At 71.7% G+C, this 17858-nt stretch carries 14 protein-coding genes and 1 pseudogene; 6 read left to right on the plus strand and 9 right to left on the minus strand.

Features of this window, described 5'->3' with window-relative positions; translation table 11 throughout:
• Nucleotides 1–138: 138 nt before the first annotated feature.
• Nucleotides 139–708: an NADPH-dependent FMN reductase gene (locus ACZ4TW_RS11885; protein WP_465542929.1), complete on the minus strand. Its 570-nt coding sequence runs from the start codon at nucleotides 706–708 to the stop codon at nucleotides 139–141.
• A gap of 350 nt (nucleotides 709–1058) precedes the next feature.
• On the opposite strand from ACZ4TW_RS11885, the gene ACZ4TW_RS11890 reads away from it, so the two are divergent.
• Complete coding sequence (locus ACZ4TW_RS11890) at nucleotides 1059–1202, plus strand: hypothetical protein (protein WP_465542930.1); 144 nt, start codon at nucleotides 1059–1061, stop codon at nucleotides 1200–1202.
• Nucleotides 1203–1304: 102 nt separating this feature from the next.
• On the opposite strand, the gene ACZ4TW_RS11895 is transcribed toward ACZ4TW_RS11890, so the two are convergent.
• On the minus strand, nucleotides 1305–1451 hold the full coding sequence (locus ACZ4TW_RS11895) for a hypothetical protein (protein ID WP_465542931.1): 147 nt from the start codon (nucleotides 1449–1451) through the stop codon (nucleotides 1305–1307).
• 140 nt (nucleotides 1452–1591) lie between these two features.
• On the opposite strand from ACZ4TW_RS11895, the pseudogene ACZ4TW_RS11900 reads away from it, so the two are divergent.
• Nucleotides 1592–2568: pseudogene (locus tag ACZ4TW_RS11900) on the plus strand (calcium/sodium antiporter).
• A gap of 52 nt (nucleotides 2569–2620) precedes the next feature.
• On the opposite strand, the gene ACZ4TW_RS11905 reads toward ACZ4TW_RS11900, so the two are convergent.
• Nucleotides 2621–2950 carry a nuclear transport factor 2 family protein gene (locus ACZ4TW_RS11905; protein WP_465542932.1) on the minus strand — a complete coding sequence of 110 codons (330 nt, stop codon included), beginning with the start codon at nucleotides 2948–2950 and terminating at the stop codon, nucleotides 2621–2623.
• Between the two features lie 82 nt (nucleotides 2951–3032).
• Here ACZ4TW_RS11905 and ACZ4TW_RS11910 point away from each other — a divergent pair, with 82 nt between their 5' ends.
• Complete coding sequence (locus ACZ4TW_RS11910) at nucleotides 3033–3380, plus strand: CHY zinc finger protein (RefSeq protein ID WP_465542933.1); 348 nt, start codon at nucleotides 3033–3035, stop codon at nucleotides 3378–3380.
• Nucleotides 3381–3450: 70 nt separating this feature from the next.
• Here the strand turns inward: ACZ4TW_RS11910 and ACZ4TW_RS11915 are convergent, their stop codons facing one another.
• Genes ACZ4TW_RS11915 through ACZ4TW_RS11925 form a run of 3 tightly spaced genes read right to left on the minus strand, consistent with a single transcriptional unit; the run spans nucleotide 3451 to nucleotide 11382 of the window.
• Nucleotides 3451–4869, minus strand: a complete 1419-nt coding sequence (locus tag ACZ4TW_RS11915) for an NAD-dependent epimerase/dehydratase family protein (RefSeq protein WP_465542934.1) — start codon at nucleotides 4867–4869, stop codon at nucleotides 3451–3453.
• Nucleotides 4866–9989, minus strand: coding sequence for a family 78 glycoside hydrolase catalytic domain (locus tag ACZ4TW_RS11920; RefSeq protein ID WP_465542935.1), 5124 nt, complete (start codon nucleotides 9987–9989; stop codon nucleotides 4866–4868). Before ACZ4TW_RS11920 ends, ACZ4TW_RS11915 begins: the two co-directional genes overlap by 4 nt.
• Before the next feature lie 46 nt (nucleotides 9990–10035).
• Nucleotides 10036–11382 carry an MFS transporter gene (locus ACZ4TW_RS11925; RefSeq protein ID WP_465542936.1) on the minus strand — a complete coding sequence of 449 codons (1347 nt, stop codon included), beginning with the start codon at nucleotides 11380–11382 and terminating at the stop codon, nucleotides 10036–10038.
• A 137-nt stretch (nucleotides 11383–11519) separates the two neighbouring features.
• On the opposite strand from ACZ4TW_RS11925, the gene ACZ4TW_RS11930 reads away from it, so the two are divergent.
• On the plus strand, nucleotides 11520–12515 hold the full coding sequence (locus ACZ4TW_RS11930) for a LacI family DNA-binding transcriptional regulator (protein WP_465542937.1): 996 nt from the start codon (nucleotides 11520–11522) through the stop codon (nucleotides 12513–12515).
• Between the two features lie 178 nt (nucleotides 12516–12693).
• Complete coding sequence (locus tag ACZ4TW_RS11935) at nucleotides 12694–13878, plus strand: adenosylhomocysteinase (protein WP_465542938.1); 1185 nt, start codon at nucleotides 12694–12696, stop codon at nucleotides 13876–13878.
• Between the two features lie 31 nt (nucleotides 13879–13909).
• Here the strand turns inward: ACZ4TW_RS11935 and ACZ4TW_RS11940 are convergent, their stop codons facing one another.
• From ACZ4TW_RS11940 to ACZ4TW_RS11950, 3 genes are all read right to left on the minus strand, one after another.
• Nucleotides 13910–14719, minus strand: a complete 810-nt coding sequence (locus ACZ4TW_RS11940; RefSeq protein ID WP_465542939.1) for an alpha/beta fold hydrolase — start codon at nucleotides 14717–14719, stop codon at nucleotides 13910–13912.
• A 53-nt stretch (nucleotides 14720–14772) separates the two neighbouring features.
• Complete coding sequence (locus tag ACZ4TW_RS11945; RefSeq protein ID WP_465542940.1) at nucleotides 14773–15675, minus strand: potassium channel family protein; 903 nt, start codon at nucleotides 15673–15675, stop codon at nucleotides 14773–14775.
• Nucleotides 15676–15736: 61 nt separating this feature from the next.
• Entirely contained in the window at nucleotides 15737–16237 is a 501-nt protein-coding gene (locus ACZ4TW_RS11950; protein WP_465542941.1) for a bifunctional nuclease family protein, read from the minus strand.
• 269 nt (nucleotides 16238–16506) lie between these two features.
• On the opposite strand from ACZ4TW_RS11950, the gene ACZ4TW_RS11955 reads away from it, so the two are divergent.
• Nucleotides 16507–17814: a S8 family serine peptidase gene (locus ACZ4TW_RS11955; RefSeq protein ID WP_465542942.1), complete on the plus strand. Its 1308-nt coding sequence runs from the start codon at nucleotides 16507–16509 to the stop codon at nucleotides 17812–17814.
• Nucleotides 17815–17858: the final 44 nt, after the last annotated feature.

The raw sequence follows: 17858 nt of genomic DNA on the forward strand, positions 1-17858 counted from the left end.
CCAACCTAAACAGGGTGTGAGAACCCAGCACCTTCCTTTTTCTCCTCCCTTCCGGAGGGGCCCCACACAACCCCTTGGGGGGCGGTTGTGCCCCCCCCCCCCCCCCCCCCCACGACGACCGGAGCGCGCGAAGGGCGCCTACGAGCGCGGCAGCACGGCGAGCACGCGCCGGATGTGGTCGCGGAACTCGTTCATGAACTCGGTGAGGAAGCCCTCGGTGCTCTCGTTCGCGATCGAACCGTCCTCGCGGAAGACGTCGGGCGAGAACGTGATGTACGCCTCGGGCGCCGTCATCTGGCGGGCGTTGCAGAAGCTCAGCACGGCGCGGAGGCTCTGCTGCGCCACCGCCGTGCCGATGGATCCGGGCGATGCGCCGATCACCGCCGCCGGGATGTGGTCGAAGGAGTTGCGCCCCCAGGGCCGCGACGCCCAGTCGATCGCGTTCTTCAGTGCGCCCGGGATGGAGCGGTTGTACTCGGGCGTGACGAACAGCACGGCGTCGGACCGTCCGATCGCCTCCTTGAGCTCGAGCGCCTCCGGAGGGTAGTCGTCGTCGTAGTCGGGGCTGTACAGCGGCAGGTCGCGGATGGGGATCTCGGTGAACTCGAGGTGTTCGGGCGCGACGCGGATGAGCGCCTTCGACAGCGTGCGGTTGATCGACGTGGAGGACAGGCTGCCGACGAAGTAGCCGACCTGGTAGGTGCGCATGGGGGCTCCTCTGCTCGCGGTTCGAGCCCAAGCTACGGCGGAAGCTCCTCGGCGTGGAGGGGGTTGCACGCGTGCACTCGCGACGCACGGCGACGATCCTGAACCTCCGAGTATTCTTCACGTGTCGAGGAAGAGGTTGACCGTTTCAGCCTGGGGCGGTTAGCCTTCCTCAGCGCCGGTGCACGTCTCGTGCCCAGCGCCAGCCCCACCCGCCCCGTCACCCGCGGGGAGACCCGAGCCGCCCCCAGCGGCCCACCCCCCAGATGAACACCCCGTCCGCGACGTCATGTCGCGGCGACCGGATGGCGCGCCCCCACGCGTCCATCCGCTATCCACGATCGGAGATCGAGATGAACCTGCTCGAGCTCGCCGAATGCCGGCAGTGCGGACACGACGACACCGAGCACCTCGGTGCCTGCCGCACGGACATCTTCGCCGGCGGCGCCTGGGCGAAGTGCGACTGCGCTTCCTTCGTCACGTCCGAGGCGGCCTGAGCCGCTGAACCCCGCCGCCCACTCGGGCGACGGGTCCGGAGCTCCGGGGGTCTGCTGACTCCCGGCGCTCCGGATCACCCGGTCGCCGCTCACCCATCGCAGTCAGCCCTCGCGCTCGGATCGCAGCAGGCGCACCTCCTCCCCTTCGAGCATCGCCTGCACGCGGCGCAGCACGAGATCGTCGTGCGGCCCTGGTCGCGCAGCGCGAGCACGGCCCCCGTGCTTCCGGTCGAGCAGCGCGAGGCGCATCGCCCGGCACCGGTCGCTCCCGTGAGCGCGCCGGAACCTCCGGGGCGTCGGCGGAGCGCCGCGACCCCCTCCGACGGCGATCCCCGCGACTGGCAGAATCTCCGTATGCACGTGCCCGGCGAGACGGTGACCGGTCCGGGATGACGTCGGCCTGGCTCGTGCTCGCCGGGCTCGTCGCCCTCGTCGGCGGAGCCGAACTGCTGGTCCGCGGCGGCACCAGCCTCGCCGCCCGACTCGGGGTCTCGCCCATGGTGATCGGCGTGACCGTCGTCACGCTCGGGACCACCGCACCGGAGTTCGCGGTCGGCATCGATGCGGCACTGTCCGGAACGGGCGCACTGGCCGTCGGCAACATCGCCGGGACGAACACGCTGAACCTCCTCCTGATCCTCGGAGTCGTCGCGCTCATCCATCCGATCGCCCTGCGCTCGAGGGTGATCCGCCTCGACCTGCCGGTGATGGTCGGCGCCGCTGTCGTGCTGCTCGTCCTCGCGCTCGACGGCGTGCTCTCGCGAACCGACGGCCTCGTGCTGGTCGGGCTCGGAGCGGCCTACACCGTCGTCGTCCTCCACGCCGCCCACCGCGAGAGCATCGCCATCCGGTCGGAGTTCGCTCGTGAGTTCGGCGAGCCGCGTACGCGCACGATCGCGGCGAAGGGCCTCGCCGTGCGGGACGCGGTCTGGCTCGTGGCCGGCATCGGGGTCGTCGTGGTCGGCGCCGACCTGCTCGTGACCGGCGCAGTCGGCGTCGCGACCGTCCTGGGGGTGCCGCTGTCGGTCATCGGGCTCACCGTCGTGGCGCTCGGCACCTCGGCGCCGGAGTTGTAACCGCGATCGTCGCGACCATCCGGCGCGAACGCGACATCGCGGTCGGCAACCTCATCGGCAGCAGCGTCTACAACGTCCTGTTCATCCTCGGTGTCACCGGCATCGTCCAGACCGGCGGCGTCACGCTCGATCGCGGTCTCGTCACGATCGACCTGCCGTTCACGGTCGCGGCGACCGTGGCCTGCATCCCCGCCTTCCTGACCGGCCGGCGGATGCAGCGCGTCGAGGGCGCCGTCTTCGTGCTGGCGTACCTCGCCTACCTCGGGACGCTCCTCGTGCTGCGCGCCTGACGCGCTCCGCTCGTGCGCCGAGGCCATGTCGACGTGCGCAGCGCGCCCGCCCCTACGCGATGAGGAACCGGGCGATGAGCCCGTCGCGCAGGTCGAACGTGAACGTGCCCGGACCGTTGTAGCCGTTGCCCGTCACCGTCACGGTCAGCAGGTACTGCTCGGGCTTGCGTCCCGGCACGATGCCGTGCAGGTCGAAGTGCGCCTGCCGGCCGATGTTGTCACTGTCGTTCCAGCTCGCGACGCCCTCGCGCCCGTGGAACTCGCGCCCCCAGTCGTTCAGGTAGGCGTCCTCGGTGAACGCGGCGACGAACGCCTCGGAGTCGCCGCGGTTCGTGCTGTCGACGAATGCCGCGATGGCGGGCGGGATGCTCGTGTCGGCCATGGCCGTCACCCTACGCCGCTGCGCAGCCGGTGTCAGGGGGCGGATGGCGCGGGGGGTGCCATCCGCTGCGATGATGGTCGGCATGACCGAGCCCGCGATCCGTCCCGTGCGCCCTCGCGTGCTGGGCCCGGTGGTCGACGAGATGACGCGATGCGTGCATTACCGCACCGAGGTCGACATCGTCGCGATCCGGTTCGCGTGCTGCGGCGAGTACTACCCCTGTCACCTCTGCCATGCGGAGACGGCCGACCACCCCGCGGAGCTGTGGCCGCGGACCGAGCGCGATCGCGAGGCGGTGCTCTGCGGCGCGTGCGGCGCCGAGCTCACGATCACGGCGTACCTCGGCGCGACCGAGTGCCCGGAGTGCGGAGCGCGGTTCAACGAGCGATGCCGCCTGCACACGCACCTGTACTTCCAGACCGGGGGCTGAACGCCCCGGGCGGCTTCGCCCACGAATCCCGTGTTCGTGTGAGTTCATCCGCAGGAACCCGTGACTCGTCTCAGGCCGCGACGACCTGCGCGAGGAACGCGTTCCGCTCGGCCTGCGCCGGATACCCCGCGGCATCCGTCACGCACACCGGGCACCAATGGCCCCCGGTGAGCACGAGCCGAGGGCTGGCACTGAACTCGTGCCCGAATGCGCACGCCCACGTGATCGGCGTCGCAACGTCGCCGCGCACGACGTCGGTGCTGAGCAGCCGCCCGCCGCGGTGCGCCGCGACCTCCAGGTAGTCGAGCGCCGACCACTCCGCGGCGGACTTCGACTCGTCGTACCCGTGGTCGAGCAGACTCGGCATGCGCGATGGGCTCGGGGGCTCGAACGTCGACCAATCGCCGATCGCCTCCCATTCGGCGCGCGAGCCGAAGTGCGCCGCGATCTCGGCATGGTCGCCGCGCCGGATCGCGGCCATGGTGCCGCGCGGCTTGCGCGTCAACGGCTTCATGACGAGGTGCTTCACGATCCAGGCCGGCACGCGGCCGGCCGAGCGAACCGAGGCGGGCGCCGCGGCGATGGCCCGGGCGAGCGCGTCGTCGAACGTGTCGCGACGGAACGGCACGAGCTCGTCCAGCCGGTCGCTGTCGGCGTACCACTGGCCGTGGAAGTTGCGGGTGGCGAACCAGTCGCGGTCGTACCAGCGGCGGATGTCGCGCACCCCCATCGCCCGCCCGATCGCGGTCTGCAGCTCCCAGTTGGTGAGCCGCCATCCGTCGCCGCCGCCGATGTTGTACACGCCGCCCCAGAGCTCGTCGGGCACGTCGGCCTCGCAGAGGTTCGCGAGCAGGCGCGCGGAGTCGTCGGCGCTCGCCCACTCCATGACCGCGCCGAAGGGCGAGTGGGTCATGATCGGGTCCCGGATCTCGAGCATGCCGGGGTGGAAGATGCCGGTCTGCCGGAGTTGCACCCATCTGGGCAGTCCGGAGTCGACCAGGATGCGCTCGGCGACGACCTTGCTCTGCCCGTACTCGTCGTACTGCGAGACGCGGATGGGGTCGCCGACGCGTCCCCAGTGGTGCGGCGGATTGCGGCTGCCGGTCTGCGCGACCGAGCCGACGCCGACGACCGCGACCGAGCCCGGGTCGGGCAGCGCACGCACCGCCTCGACGATGTTGCGGATGCTGCCGACGTTCACGCGGTGCGCGAGCTCCGGACGTTCGTCGGCGAGTGGCGAGACCACCGCGCCGACATGCAGCACGACATCGACGCGCTGGACGCACGCCGCGACGGTCACCGCGTCGGTGAGGTCGCCCCAGACCACCTCGAGGTTCGGCATGTCGTGGAACTCGGCGAGCGCCGCTCGGTCGCGCTCGGTCGGGAGCGCCAGCGCGATGACGCGGATGCGGTCGGCGCGCTCGCGGAGTTCGCGCAAGGTGGCGCGGCCCCAGTTGCCTGACGCGCCCGTCAGGAGCACCTGCCTCACGCGACCGGCTCCGGCTGGGCCGCGGCGAGGCTCAGCGCGATGAACTGCTCGAGCACGTCGTCGGCGAGGTCGACGCCGGGGAACCGCGCGAACTGCCCCATCGGCATCGACTCGACCATCCTCAGCGCGTTCGCGTTCGCCTCGGCGGCCGCCTGCTGCTCGGCCGTCGCGTTCGCCATCATTCCCTGCATGAGCGCGGGCCCGACGACGGGGTGGCCGAACCATTCCTTGACCGTCGAGTCGAGGCTGAGCGCCGCGGGCCGGTCGATGTCGCCCTCGAGCGCGAGGTCGCGCGTCGCGACGATGTCGCTCGCCGAACGGCCGAGCTCCAGGCGGTAGGCGCCCGGGGCGACCCACCAGCGTGAGCCGCGCGCATCCCAGTGCGCGAACGCGCGGCGTTCGAGTTCGAGCTCGACCGTGGTCGCTTCGCCGGGGGCGAGTTCGACCTTCGCGAACGCGCACAGTTCACGGACCGGGCGGCGGACATCCGACGGCGCGGGCGCGACGTAGAGCTGCACGATCTCGGCGCCCGTGACGTCGCCCGTGTTCCGCACGATGACACGGGAAACGGCGGTGTCGGGCCCGGTCGCCTCGACCTCGAACGCCTCGACCTCGAAGGTGGTGTAGCTCAGGCCGTGCCCGAACGGGTACCGCACCGCACGGTCGGCGCTCGTGTAGTAGCGGTACCCGACGAACACGCCTTCGCCGTGCCGCACGACCTCCTGCTCACCGGGGAAGTTGAGGTACGCCGGGGTGTCGGCGAGCGCGAGCGGGATCGTCTCGGCGAGCCGTCCCGACGGGTTCACCGCGCCGGTGAGCACGTCGGCGAGCGCGCCGCCGACCGCTTGGCCGAGCGCCCAGCCCTCGACGATCGCGTCGACCTCGTCGTGCCAGGGCTCGAGCGAGACCACGCCGCCGTTGGACAGCACCACGACCGTGCGCTTCGCGACGGCGGCGACCGCTCGGATCGCGGCGACCTGGGCCGCGGGCAGATCGAGGTGCTCGCGGTCGAAGCCCTCCGATTGGTCGATCTCGTACAGCCCCGCGAACACGACGGCGACGTCGGCGGATTCCGCGGCGGCGCGCGCCTCGGCGAGCATCGCGACGGCGGTCTCGCCGTCGGCTCCACGCGCGTACCCGGCCGCGTAGTCGACCTGCTCCTCGCCGAGCGCGCGCCGGAGCTCATCGAGCGGCAGGTCGACGCGGGTGGCGTTCACGTGGGAGCTGCCGCCGCCCTGGTACTGCGGGTCGACCGCGAGCTCGCCGATCACGGCGACGCGCTGGCCGGCGCGCAGCGGGAGCGTGGCATCCTCGTTGCGGAGCAGCACCACCGACGCCGCCGCCGCCCGGCGGGCGAGCGCGTGGTGGTCGTCGACGTCGAACGGGGCCGGCGTGCCGGCGTCATCCGATGTCGTCCGCTCGGCCAGACGCCGCAACCGTTCGACGCTCGCCTCGACGAGGGATCGGTCGAGCCGCCCGTCGCGGACCGCGGCGAGGATCGCCTCCGTTCCCTCGTCACCAGAGGTCGGCATCTCGAGGTCGAGCCCGGCGGCGAGCGCCTCGACGCGGTCCTTGATCGCGCCCCAGTCCGAGACGACGAGGCCGTCGAACCCCCACTCGTCGCGCAGCAGCTCGGTGAGCAGCCACCGGTTCTCCGATGAGAACACGCCGTTGATGGCGTTGTACGCGCTCATGACCGTCGCGGGCGCGGCGTCCTTCACGACGCGCTCGAACGCAGGCAGGTAGATCTCGCGCAGGGTGCGCTCGTCGACCTCGGCGCTCACGCGCATGCGATCTGTCTCCTGGCTGTTCACGGCGAAGTGCTTGAGCGAGGCGCCGACCCCGGTCGACTGCAGGCCGCGCACCCACTCGGTGGCGAGCACGCCGGTCAGGCGCGGATCCTCCGAGAGGTACTCGAACGTACGCCCTCCGAGCGGAGAGCGCTTGATGTTGATGCCCGGCCCGAGCACGACGTCGACGCCGAGCGCGCGGGCCTCGCGGCCGATGGCCTCGCCGATCTCGCGGGCGAGCGAGGGGTCCCAGCTCGAGCCGAGCGCGACCCCGGGCGGGAAGCACGTCGCCGGCACGCTCGCGTTGAGGCCGAGGTGATCCTCGCCCTCGCGCTGCCGGCGGATGCCGTGCGGTCCGTCGACGAGGGTGAGCGAGCGGATGCCGCGTCCCTCGCGCGTCGCCCAGAAGCTCGCGCCGCTCAGCAGCGCGGCCTGCTCGGCGAGGTCGGCGTCGGCGGCCGCCGCCTCGTCGGCGGGCTCCGGGGCCGTGAGCACGTCGGCCGGGATCGGATCGCCCGCGGACACCGCGGCGAGGCCGCGTTCGAAGTCGGCGAGCACTCCGTCAGGGTCGGGGAGCATGACCGCGATCTGCCGGGGCGTCACCTCGTCCTGACCGCGAAGGCCCGCCTGCATATGGTTGGCGGCCGCCGGGATGTGCTTCACCACGACGCCCGTGATGACGCGCATGGCCTCCTCGCTCTCGATCAGGTCGGCGAGACGCGAGTCGACGGTGAACACCGGCAGTTCGATCGGGTCCATGTCGAACGGCTCGGTCCACTCGTACTCGCCGTGGCCGAGGCCCGGGTGCTGCGCACCCGACGGCAGCACGACGTCGGCCTCCGCGCCGACCGGCACGGTCACCCGCACGGTCAGCCGCCCGTCGTCCCATTGCCATCCGGAGGCCGCGCGGCCGTACGGGGTCTCGAGCGACGTCGTCGCACTGGTGAGCCCGCGCTTCGGCGGCTGCGGCGCGATGCGGAGGCGGCGATATCCGGGAGCGGCGGGGGCGAGGCCGGCGACCACGCGATGCATCCAGTCGGCGACCGACCCGAAGGCGTAGTGGTTGAACGAGGTCATGCCGCTGGGGTTGACCGAACCGTCGGGAAGGAGCGAGTCCCATCGCTCCCAGATGGTGGTGGCGCCGTTCTTGACGGAGTAGAGCCACGACGGGTTCTGCGTCTGCAGCAGCAGCTTGTATGCCGCATCGGCGTGTCCGTTCCGGCTGAGCGCGTCGGTCACGAGCGGGGTGCCGAGGAAGCCGGTGGCGATCCTGTAGCCGTGTTCGCGCACCAGCGCCGCGAGCCGATCCGCGGCGCGGCGCCGCTCGTCGGCGCCGTCGAGCAGGTCGAACTGGAGCGCGAGCGCATAGGACGTGACCGAGTCGGAGAGGAGCCTCCCGGAGCCCGATACGTACTCGCGGTGGAACGCGTCGCGCACCTCGTCGGCGAGGCGCCCGTAGCGCTCGGCGTCGTCGTCGCGACCGAGCAACGCCGCGGCGTTCGCGACGATTCGGGCGGACCTGGCGAAGTACGCCGTCGCGACGATCTCGGTGAACGTCATGGTCGCGTCGGGACGCTCGGGCGGGGCGGTCGGGTCGAGCCAATCGCCGAACTGGTGGCCGCCGGTCCAGAGCCGGTCCTCGCCGGCGAGCCCGGCGACCTGGTCGACCCACGCGGCCATGCTGTCGAACTGCCGGCGCAGTACCTCGAGATCTCCGCGGCGCTCGTAGATGGTCCACGGCACGACGGTCGCGGCATCCGCCCAGCCGGCCTGCGGTGAAGCCGCACCGGGGGTCGCTGCGGGCACGACCATCGGCACGCCCCCCAGTCGCCGCTGCTCCGCTTCGAGGTCCCGCAGCCATGACACGAGGAAGCCGGCGCTGTCGTAGAGATACGACGCGGTCGGTGCGAACACCTGCAGGTCGCCGGTCCACCCCAGGCGCTCATCGCGCTGCGGGCAGTCCGTGGGAACGTCGACGAAGTTCCCGCGCATGCCCCAGACGACGTTCTCGTGGAGTCGGTCGACGAGCGGTTCGGATGCCGCGAACCGGCCGGTGCGGTCCATGTCGGAGTGCAGCACCTCGGCGATCACCGCAGAGGGTTCGAACGCACCCGGCCAGCCGTCGATCTCGGCGTATCGGAAGCCGTGGAACGTGAACCTCGGCGCCCACGTCTCCTCGCCGTCGCCGCGCAGGACGTACCGGTCGGTCTGCTTCGCGGATCGCAGGGGTTCGACCGCCAGCTCTCCGTGCTCGAGCACCTCGGCGTGGCGGAGCGTGATGGTCTCGCCCGCGGTGCCGGTCACGGTGACGCGCAGCCGACCGACGAGGTTCTGCCCGAAGTCGACGATCAGCTTTCCGGACGGGCTCGTGAGCACCTCGCGTACGGGGAGCGTCTCGGTGACGCGCACCGGCGGACCGTCGGGTGCGACGAGGGTCGCGGGGTCGCGGTCCTGAGCCGCGGCGGCCTCCCATCCAGCGTCGTCGAAATCGGTCGTCGACCAAGCGGGAACGTAGCGGCGCGCGTCGAACTCCTCGCCGTCGTACAGGTCGGCGGCCCGGATCGCGCTCCCGCCGATCTTCCAGTCGGTGCCGGATGCCACGACCTGCCGCCGCCCGTCGGCGTAGTCGACCTCGAGCTGGGCGAGCACGCCGAGGCGATCCCCGTAGAGGGCGCTGCCGCCGTCCCAGCCGAGGCGTCCGCGCCACCAGCCGTCGCCGAGCCACGCGCCGACCACGTTGCGACCCGGGCGCAGCAGGCCGGTCACGTCGAACGTGGCGTACCGCAGGCGCGACTCGTAGGCGGTCCATCCGGGCGTGAGCTCGTGGTCGCCGACGCGCGCGCCGTTGATCTCGAGTTCGACCAGCCCGTGGGCGGTGGCGTAGAGACGCGCTCGAGCGATGGGCACGTCGTCGAGGTCGGCGATGCCGCGCACGAGCGGCGAGCGCTCCCCCGCGAGCGCGCCCGCGGGGTTCGGGCCGACCATCCTCGCGTGCCAGTCCGATGGCTGGAGCAAGCCGGCCTCGACCGGGGCCCATCCGCTCCACTCCGACGCGGCGCCGCCCTCGCCGATCACCCGGACCCGCACCTCGCGCCGCTCGCGGGAAGCCAGCGGCGCGAACGGCCACGGCACGAGCACCGAATCGGGGCTGTCGACGGCGTGCGAGGCCGGCGCCGCGCCATCCGTCGCCCTCGACTCGACCTCGTAGCGCGCCTGACGCCACCCGCCGGGCGCCGACTCGACGATCCAGCTGAGGCGGGGCTCGGGTTCGCCGATGCCGAGCGCGTCGCGGTGGTGCTCGAAGCGGACGGGGGTGATGGTGATGCTCACGAGGGGTTCCTTCGGTGGGGTGCGGATGTCGGAGGTCGCGGCCGGCTCAGCGCACCGAGCGGATGCGGAGGATGACCAGGCCGCCGGCGAGCACGAGGGCCGCCGCGACGATGAAGAGGAGCGAGTAGTTCTTGTCGCCACCCGTGACCCCCACGAGCAGGATCGCGGAGGCGACGAGCGGGCCCGCGGACTGCGGGATCGAGGTGGCGAAGCCTGTGATGCCCATGAACCGGCCGGCGTCGGTGGCCTTCTCGGGCAGCACGTCGAGCAGCAGCGCCTGGTCGACCGCCGAGAACATGCCGATGCCCGTCGAGACGATGAGCGACCCGGCGATGAGCAGCGGCAGGTCGGACGACAGCGCCATGAGCACCATGCCGGCGGCCATGAGTGCACCACCACTGACGACGAAGACCTTGCGGCGATGGAACCGGTCGGAGAGGAACCCGCCGCCGAGTGCGCCCGCGGTCACGGCGAGCACCCCGACGCCGCCGAGGGTGGCGATGATGCCGGCGACCTCGGTGACCTCGACGCCGAGGCGGTTCGCGAAGAAGAAGGCCGTGAACGTGGTGTTGAGCGTGAGGCCGAAGTAGAACAGGAAGCGGCCGAGCCAGTTCCACGAGAAGTCGGGGTAGCGGCGCGGGTCGTAGACGTACTTGCGCAGCAGGCCGCCGACGGTCAGCGCATCCTTGGGCAGCCCGCGGCTGTCGTCCTCGTGCACGAGCGTGACGAAGAGCGTGACGAGCACGACGCCGACCACACCGGGGATGAGGAACAGCAGCAGCGCGTCGCCCGTGAAGCCGACGGTGAGGATGACGCCGAAGACGGGCGCGACCTGCGTGGCGAAGCCGGTGAGCCCGGCGACCTTGCCACGCTGTTCCTCGGGCAGCCGGTCGGCCGTCGAGTTCTGCAGGTTGCCGAGCACCGTACCCCAGCCCCACTGCGCGAGCACCCAGCCGAGGCCGAGCACGAACACGTTCGGCGCGAGGGCCATGACGACGAGCGAGAGGACGCCGACGAACATGCCGCCGATCATGAACGGGCGGCGGCGACCCAGCCGGGTGCGGGTGCGGTCGCTCCAGACGCCCATGAACGGCGCGGTGAGCATGACGAAGAGGGCACCCGCACCGGTGATGTACCCCAGCAGCTCCTCGCGACCGGGCGCGAGCTCGTTGAGCCGGATCGACAGCGAGATCGCGAGCGGGGTGATGAAGGCCATGAAGACGCCGAACTGCGCCAGGACCATGAACCAGATGTAGCGGGCGCTCACCTTGGGCAGCTCGGGAACGGGCGCGTCGTGTGCTTCGGCGATGACTTCGGGGTCGACGGTCGCGGTGGGCAGCGGGGACGGCACCGGGGTGACGATCGGCTCGTCGTCGCGGTCGGTCGGGTTCATCGGGACTCCGTTGTCGTATGGATGCGGGCTGTGCTGGTGTCCGCTCGACTCACTCACTAGCGCGTGCTAGCGGACGACAGCGATGCTACATTGGGTAACTAGCGCGCGCAAGTAGTGCCGCGAAGAGGGGTGAGCCGATGCCGCAGGCGACGACCACGCGACGAGTGACGGCGTCCGACATCGCCCGTTCGCTCGGCATCTCGCGCGCCACCGTCGGGTTCGTGCTTAACGACACGCCCGGTCAGACCATCTCCGAGGCCACGCGCACCCGCGTGCTCGACGAGGCGAAGCGCCTCGGCTACCGCCCGCACATCGCCGCCCGTGCGCTCGCGAGCGGGCGGACGCACATCGTGCTGCTCGTACTCCCCGACTGGCCGCTCGACTTCAACCTGCGGCGCAACATCGAAGAGGCCTCGCTCGCGCTCGACGAGGCCGGGTACGCGCTCATCACGTACACGCCGCACCCGACCGGCCAGGCGCGCCCCCTGTGGGAGTCGCTCGAGCCCGACCTCGTGATGTCGATGACGCCGTGGGCGACGGGTCGGCCAGAGTCCATCCGCGCCGCCGGCGTCACGCGCATCATTCCCGACCCCGACCAACCGACCGCCGAGGAATGGACCGAGGAAGGACCCGTGCTGCAGGTGCGGCACCTGCACGATCTCGGCCACCGCGCCATCGCCTTCGCCGGCTCGGCCGACCCGCGGGTCGCCGACCTCGTGCGACTGCGTCGACGGGCGGCCGACGAGACCGCGGAGGCGCTCGGGCTGGGCACGCTTCCCACCGCCGACATCGAGCTGACGGATGTCTCGGCGAGCGCCGCACTCGCCGACTGGCGCGAGAAGGGCGTCACCGCCATCGCCGCGTACAACGACGACGTCGCCGGCGCCATCGTCGGCGCGGCCCTGCGGATGGGACTCGCGATACCCGGCGACCTCTCCGTGATCGGCCACGACGACACTCCACTCGCGGCGATGTTCGAGCCGACCCTGTCGACGATCCGCGTCGACACCGCGGGGCTCGGCCGATTCTTCGCCGAACTCGCGCTGAGCGCGGTCGAGGGTCGCCCCGCGCCGACGGTCGCGCCCGAGCTGCGCGCCACGCTCGTCGAGCGGGCGTCGACGACGCCTCGCTGAGGGCTGCGGATCGACCCACCCCCGTGCGCCGAATCCCGTGTTCGTGCGGGTTCACCCGCGGAAACCCGGGATTCGCCGCGACCCCGGCCACCCCGCCACGCCCCATGCCGCGAGTCACGCGTTTCTGCGGGTCGACCCGTCCAAACCCGGGATTCGACGCCGAGGCTAGAGTGCACGGATGGCACACACCGACCTCGTCAGCACCGGCGCCGCCCGCGTCGACTGGATCCGATCCCGCATGGGCCTGCTCGCCGAGGTCCGTCGCGAGTTCGCCGCGACCAGGCCCTTCGCGGGCCGCCGCATCGGCATGTCCCTGCACGTCGAACCCAAGACGGCCGTGCTCGTCGAGACCCTCGCGGCCGGCGGTGCCGAGCTCGTCGGCACGGGCAACTTCGGCTCGACGCAGGACGACGTGGTCGCCTACCTCAACACGCTGCCCGGCATCACGATCGTCGGGCGGCGGTCCGACCCCATCGAGCAGCACGAGCGGAACGTCGCGACGGTGCTCGACGCGGGTCCCGACATCCTGCTCGACAACGGCGGCGACCTCGTGGCCGGCATCGTCGAACGGGGGCTCGGCGACCGGATCATCGGCGGCACCGAGGAGACGACGAGCGGCGGCGACCGGCTGCGCGGCGAGCTGCACGGCCGCGTGCCGTTCCCCATCATCGTGATCAACGACAGCCTGCTCAAGGCGATCGGCGAGAACAAGCACGCGGTCGGCCAATCCGCGGTCGAGAGCTTCATGCGCCTCACGAACGCGATGGTGCCCGGCCGCCGGTTCGTGGTCTTCGGGTACGGATGGTGCGGACGCGGCGTCGCGCACTACCTGCGCGCCCTCGGCGGCAAAGTGGCCGTCGTCGACGTCGACGAGCTCAAGGCGTTCGAGGCGACCCTCGACGGGTTCCGTGTCGGCACCGGCGACGACTTCGCCGAATGGGGCGACGTGTTCATCACCGCGACCGGCCGCCCCGGCGTGCTCGCCTACGACCTGATCGAGCGGATGCGGGACGGCGCGATCATCGGCAACATCGGCCACGTGCCGTGGGAGATCGACGTGCCCGCCCTGCGCGCCAACGCGATCGGCCACGCGCGCATCGTCGACGCGCTCGACCGGTTCGACCTGCCGAGCGGACGGCACGTGGTGCTGCTCGCCGAGGGCCGCATGTTCAACCTCGCGGGCGCCGAGCCGAAGGGGAACTCGCTCGAGTCGATGGACCTCGGCTTCCTGCTGCAGTCGCTCTCGCTCGAGCGCGTGGCGACGCGCGCGGCCGAGCTCGCGCCCGGCGCGCAGCCGGTGCCCGACGACCTCGATCGCACGATCGCCCGCCGCATGATGGCGATCCTGAACGCAGCGGCCTAAGCGGCGCGGGCGCGCGACGGCCGTGCAGCGGTCAGGAGCCGCCGACAGCCTGACCGAGGAACTCCAGCGCGGCCCGGCGGAACACGCGTGAGCCCGGCGCGTTGAAGTGGTGGCGGTCGGGCAGCTCGACGAACGAGCCGTTGGGCGTGGCCTCCGCCAGCAGCTTCGACCGCTCCAGGATGGCATCCTCCGAGCCGGTCGCGAAGAGGATCTCCTGCAGCGGCGGATTCGACGGGTCCGGGTCGGCGTCGCCGAGCCGCATGCCCTCGGCGAGCGCGACGAGGGCCCGGAGGTCGTTGCCGGGCACGCGCTCGGCGAGCGTGCAGTAGTTCCAGGTCACCTTGTCCTCGACCGGGGTGCCGTGCTCCGCGTACGCGCGCGCCTGCTCGATCTGCAGCCGCGCGAGCGGCCGACCGTCGGGGATGCCGCCGAGCACCGCCCGCTCGACGTGGTCGGGCACCTGGACCGCGACCTGCCACCCGACGCGCGCGCCGAGCGAGTAGCCGGTGTAGAGCACGCTGCCGAGCAGGTACGTGTCGAGCACGGTGACGAGGTCGGCGACGAGCGCGTCCATGCCGTACGCGAGCGGATCGTGCGGCTTGTCGCTCAGGCCGTGCCCGCGCTGGTCGACGCCGAGCACGCGGAATCCGGCGCGCGTGAGGTCGCGCACCCACCCGGTGCTCACCCAGTTGTCGCGGCAGCTCGAGGCGAACCCGTGCACGCACAGCACCGTCGGCGAATCCTCGTCGCCCCACGAGTAGGTGGCGATGCGGAACCCCTCGGCCGACATCACGAACTGCGGCGCGGGCATCTCGGTCAGGGCGGGCATCGCGGCATCCATGTCGGCCATTCTGCCGTCGACCGGCCGTCAGCGGATGCCGCCGAGCCACACGATCACGCTGCGGGCGACTCCGTCGATCCATCCGTGACCGGCCGCTGCCGGTGCTGTCGCGCGTACTCGCGCAGGATCGCCTCGGTGTCGTCGCCGCGCGGGATGAACCGGTTGCGGAGGACGCCCGCGAAGTCGTCGATCGCCTCCTCGAGCATCTGGCCGCTGTTGCGCACGGTCCGGTCGGACGAGCGGCGCGCGAGCCGCGCGAGATGGAGCGCGTACGGCAACTGGGCGGCGATCGACGCCTCGGGGTCGTCCTCGGTGAAGTAGTACGACTCGGAGTTCTGCCACAGGTCGACACGTGCCTGCGCCAGGTCGGCGGTCACCGAGTCGAGCAGGCCGCTGGAGGTCGCCGACTCCATGTTGAGCAGGTGCCCCGCGGTGTCGGCCTGCTGGATGAGCGCGATCCGCAGGGCGAGCGCGCGGCGCCGGCCGAGGCCCGGGTAGAGCTCGAGGAACCACGCGACCGCGGCGGTCAGCAGCGCGAACCCGATGAGCGCCTGCAGCGGTGCGAACACGCGCAGCCACGGGTCGATCGGGTAGGCGTCGCCGAGCCCGAGGGTCGACATGCTGACGACCGAGAAGTAGAAGGCCTCGACGATCGGCGGGTAGCCCTCGGGTGCGATCTCGGGGCTGTACGCGAACCCGTCGGGGACGAACGGCAGGTACACGAGCGTCCATCCGGCGATCTGGAGCACCGCCCAGACGGTGACGACGGCGACGGCGGCGAGGGGTCCGGCCACGGTGCGTCCACGTCGGCCGAGCCGGGACGAGAGGCCCCACGTCGTCCTCGCCGCCAGGTTCGAGAAGCGCCCGCGGCCGGTGGGATGCAGCAGGGTGTGGAAGACCTCGTTGAGCCCGAGCGCGATGAGGGCGACACCCGCCACCACCCAGATCCAGCTCACGTGGTCGATCCTTCCGGATGTCGCGGTGCTCGGGTCGGCGGAGAGTCGGGTGTGTCCACCGTCAGCCCTGGAAGTCCTCCGGGTCGACGTCGTCGAGGAAGCGCTTGAACTCGTCGAGCTTCTCCTCGTCGGACTCCTCATGCGGTTCGACCATCTCGGCGGGGATGCCGGCCTCCTCCAGCACCTCGTCGGCCACGAACAGCGGCGCCCCGGTCCGCGAGGCGAGCGCGACCGAGTCGGACGGGCGCGCGTCGATCGTGTACGGCCCGGTCGGCGTGCGGATCGAGAGCTCGGCGTAGAACGTGCCATCCTCGATGCGCGTCACCTCGACGCGCTCGATCTGCGAGCCGACCGCATCGAGCAGCATCTTCATGAGGTCGTGCGACAGCGGCCGTGGCGGCTGCTCGCCCTGGATGGCGATGAGGATGGACGTGGCCTCCTGCGCCCCGATCCAGATCGGCAGCACGCGCCCCTCGCTGGCCGACTCGCCGAGCGGCTTCAGCAGGATGATGTGCTGCCCCGACGCATCGAGCGCGACCCCGAGCACTCGGACCTGGACCATGACGCCTCCCGTCGGACGATCGGGCGTGTCCCCCCAGCGTACGCCCGACCGCCCGCACGACGTCCGGTCCTAGGGCCCGGGCCCGAGACGCGGATCTCCACCTCGCCCGCGGCGAATTGCGACGGCCGCGACGGTACGCCGCCCGGTGTCACGGCGGCGTCACCGCGGAGTCACCCGCCGTGACGCGGGGGTGACGCCCGCGCGCTTGACTGGAAGCGCCAGGCCGGTTCCACGCCCCGTGGAGGCACACCAGCGGAAGGAGCATCCCCATGATCGACTCAGGGCCCTCGTCCCAGCTCGGGATCTCACCCGAGGGGCCGACCCTTCCGACGCCGCCGGAGACGACGGGCCGGTTCATCATCGTGTTCGCCGAGGGCGCCGACCCGGCGAGCATCCTCGAGGATGCCGGGCTGACCGAGGTCGTGAGCTCGCGCGAGCTCGCGGGCGAGGAGAGCGCGGTCGCCTCCACGGACACGGTGTTCGAGGAACTCGGCATCGCGGTCGTCAGCGCCGAACCCGGTCAGCTCGGCGCACTCGAGTCCACGCTCGAAGGGCCGCCGACCGTGCTGTCGGTCTCCCCGGAGCTCATCCACCACGTGCGTGAGAACGACTACGTGCGCGGCTACGCCGACGGCGTCAACGACCTCGCCGGGCGCCTCGGCGTGACCTCCGCGCCGCCGGCGGCGGCACCGGGCGGGGCGGACAGCCCCGGGGTGCAGTTCTTCCGCGACTCGACCGACTTCACGTGGGGCATCCAGGCGACGAAGGCGCAGCTGTCCACGTTCTCGGGCCAGGGGATCTCGGTCGCGGTGCTCGACACGGGGTTCGACTCCTCGCATCCCGACTTCGTGGGCCGGGCGGTGACGACGCAGTCCTTCGTGCCCAACGAGTCGCCGGACGACGGCCACGGCCACGGGACGCACTGCATCGGCACGGCCTGCGGGCCGAAGGCGCCGGGTTCGGGGCCGCGATACGGCGTGGCCTACGGGTCCGCGATCTTCGCGGGCAAGGTGCTGAGCAACGGCGGGTCGGGTTCTGACGGCGGGATCCTCGCGGGGATCGACTGGGCGATCGCGCAGGGCTGCCAGGTGATCTCGATGTCGCTCGGCGCCGATGTTCCGCGCGTGCATCCGCCCTACACGGCGGCCGGACGTCGCGCGCTCGACAAGGGCAGCCTGATCGTCGCCGCGGCGGGCAACAACGCCATGCGCACCGACCTCAAGTTCGGCTTCGTGGGCGCGCCGGCCAACAGCCCCTACATCGTCTCCGTCGGGGCGCTGAACCAGCAGCTGGATGTCGCGTTCTTCTCGGCGCGCACCCTGGCCGACGCGAACGGCGGGCAGGTCGACGTCGCCGGACCGGGCTATCAGGTGTACTCGTCGTGGCCGATGCCGACCCGGTACCGCTCGATCAGCGGCACGAGCATGGCGACCCCGCACGTCTCCGGCCTCGCCGCATTGTGGGCCGAGGCGACCGGATACCGCGGCAACGAGCTCTGGTCGCTGCTGACGCAGAACGGCCGGCGGCTGCTCGCGCCGTCGCTGGACGTCGGCTCCGGGCTGGTCCTCGCACCGTGACGATCCGATGCACGACGAACGGCGCGATGAGCGCGACGACGAGC

The organism is Agromyces sp. NPDC029043, from assembly GCF_055564615.1.

What these genes read in the sequence shown, in the direction of transcription:
- ACZ4TW_RS11885 (WP_465542929.1), bottom strand. Translation starts at nt 708, where the DNA reads ATGCGCACCTACCAGGTCGGCTACTTCGTCGGCAGCCTGTCCTCCACG.
- ACZ4TW_RS11895 (WP_465542931.1), bottom strand. Translation starts at nt 1,451, where the DNA reads ATGCGCCTCGCGCTGCTCGACCGGAAGCACGGGGGCCGTGCTCGCGCT.
- ACZ4TW_RS11905 (WP_465542932.1), bottom strand. Translation starts at nt 2,950, where the DNA reads ATGGCCGACACGAGCATCCCGCCCGCCATCGCGGCATTCGTCGACAGC.
- ACZ4TW_RS11910 (WP_465542933.1), top strand. Translation starts at nt 3,033, where the DNA reads ATGACCGAGCCCGCGATCCGTCCCGTGCGCCCTCGCGTGCTGGGCCCG.
- ACZ4TW_RS11890 (WP_465542930.1), top strand. Translation starts at nt 1,059, where the DNA reads ATGAACCTGCTCGAGCTCGCCGAATGCCGGCAGTGCGGACACGACGAC.
- ACZ4TW_RS11940 (WP_465542939.1), bottom strand. Translation starts at nt 14,719, where the DNA reads ATGGATGCCGCGATGCCCGCCCTGACCGAGATGCCCGCGCCGCAGTTC.
- ACZ4TW_RS11930 (WP_465542937.1), top strand. Translation starts at nt 11,520, where the DNA reads ATGCCGCAGGCGACGACCACGCGACGAGTGACGGCGTCCGACATCGCC.
- ACZ4TW_RS11955 (WP_465542942.1), top strand. Translation starts at nt 16,507, where the DNA reads ATGATCGACTCAGGGCCCTCGTCCCAGCTCGGGATCTCACCCGAGGGG.
- ACZ4TW_RS11950 (WP_465542941.1), bottom strand. Translation starts at nt 16,237, where the DNA reads ATGGTCCAGGTCCGAGTGCTCGGGGTCGCGCTCGATGCGTCGGGGCAG.
- ACZ4TW_RS11935 (WP_465542938.1), top strand. Translation starts at nt 12,694, where the DNA reads ATGGCACACACCGACCTCGTCAGCACCGGCGCCGCCCGCGTCGACTGG.
- ACZ4TW_RS11925 (WP_465542936.1), bottom strand. Translation starts at nt 11,382, where the DNA reads ATGAACCCGACCGACCGCGACGACGAGCCGATCGTCACCCCGGTGCCG.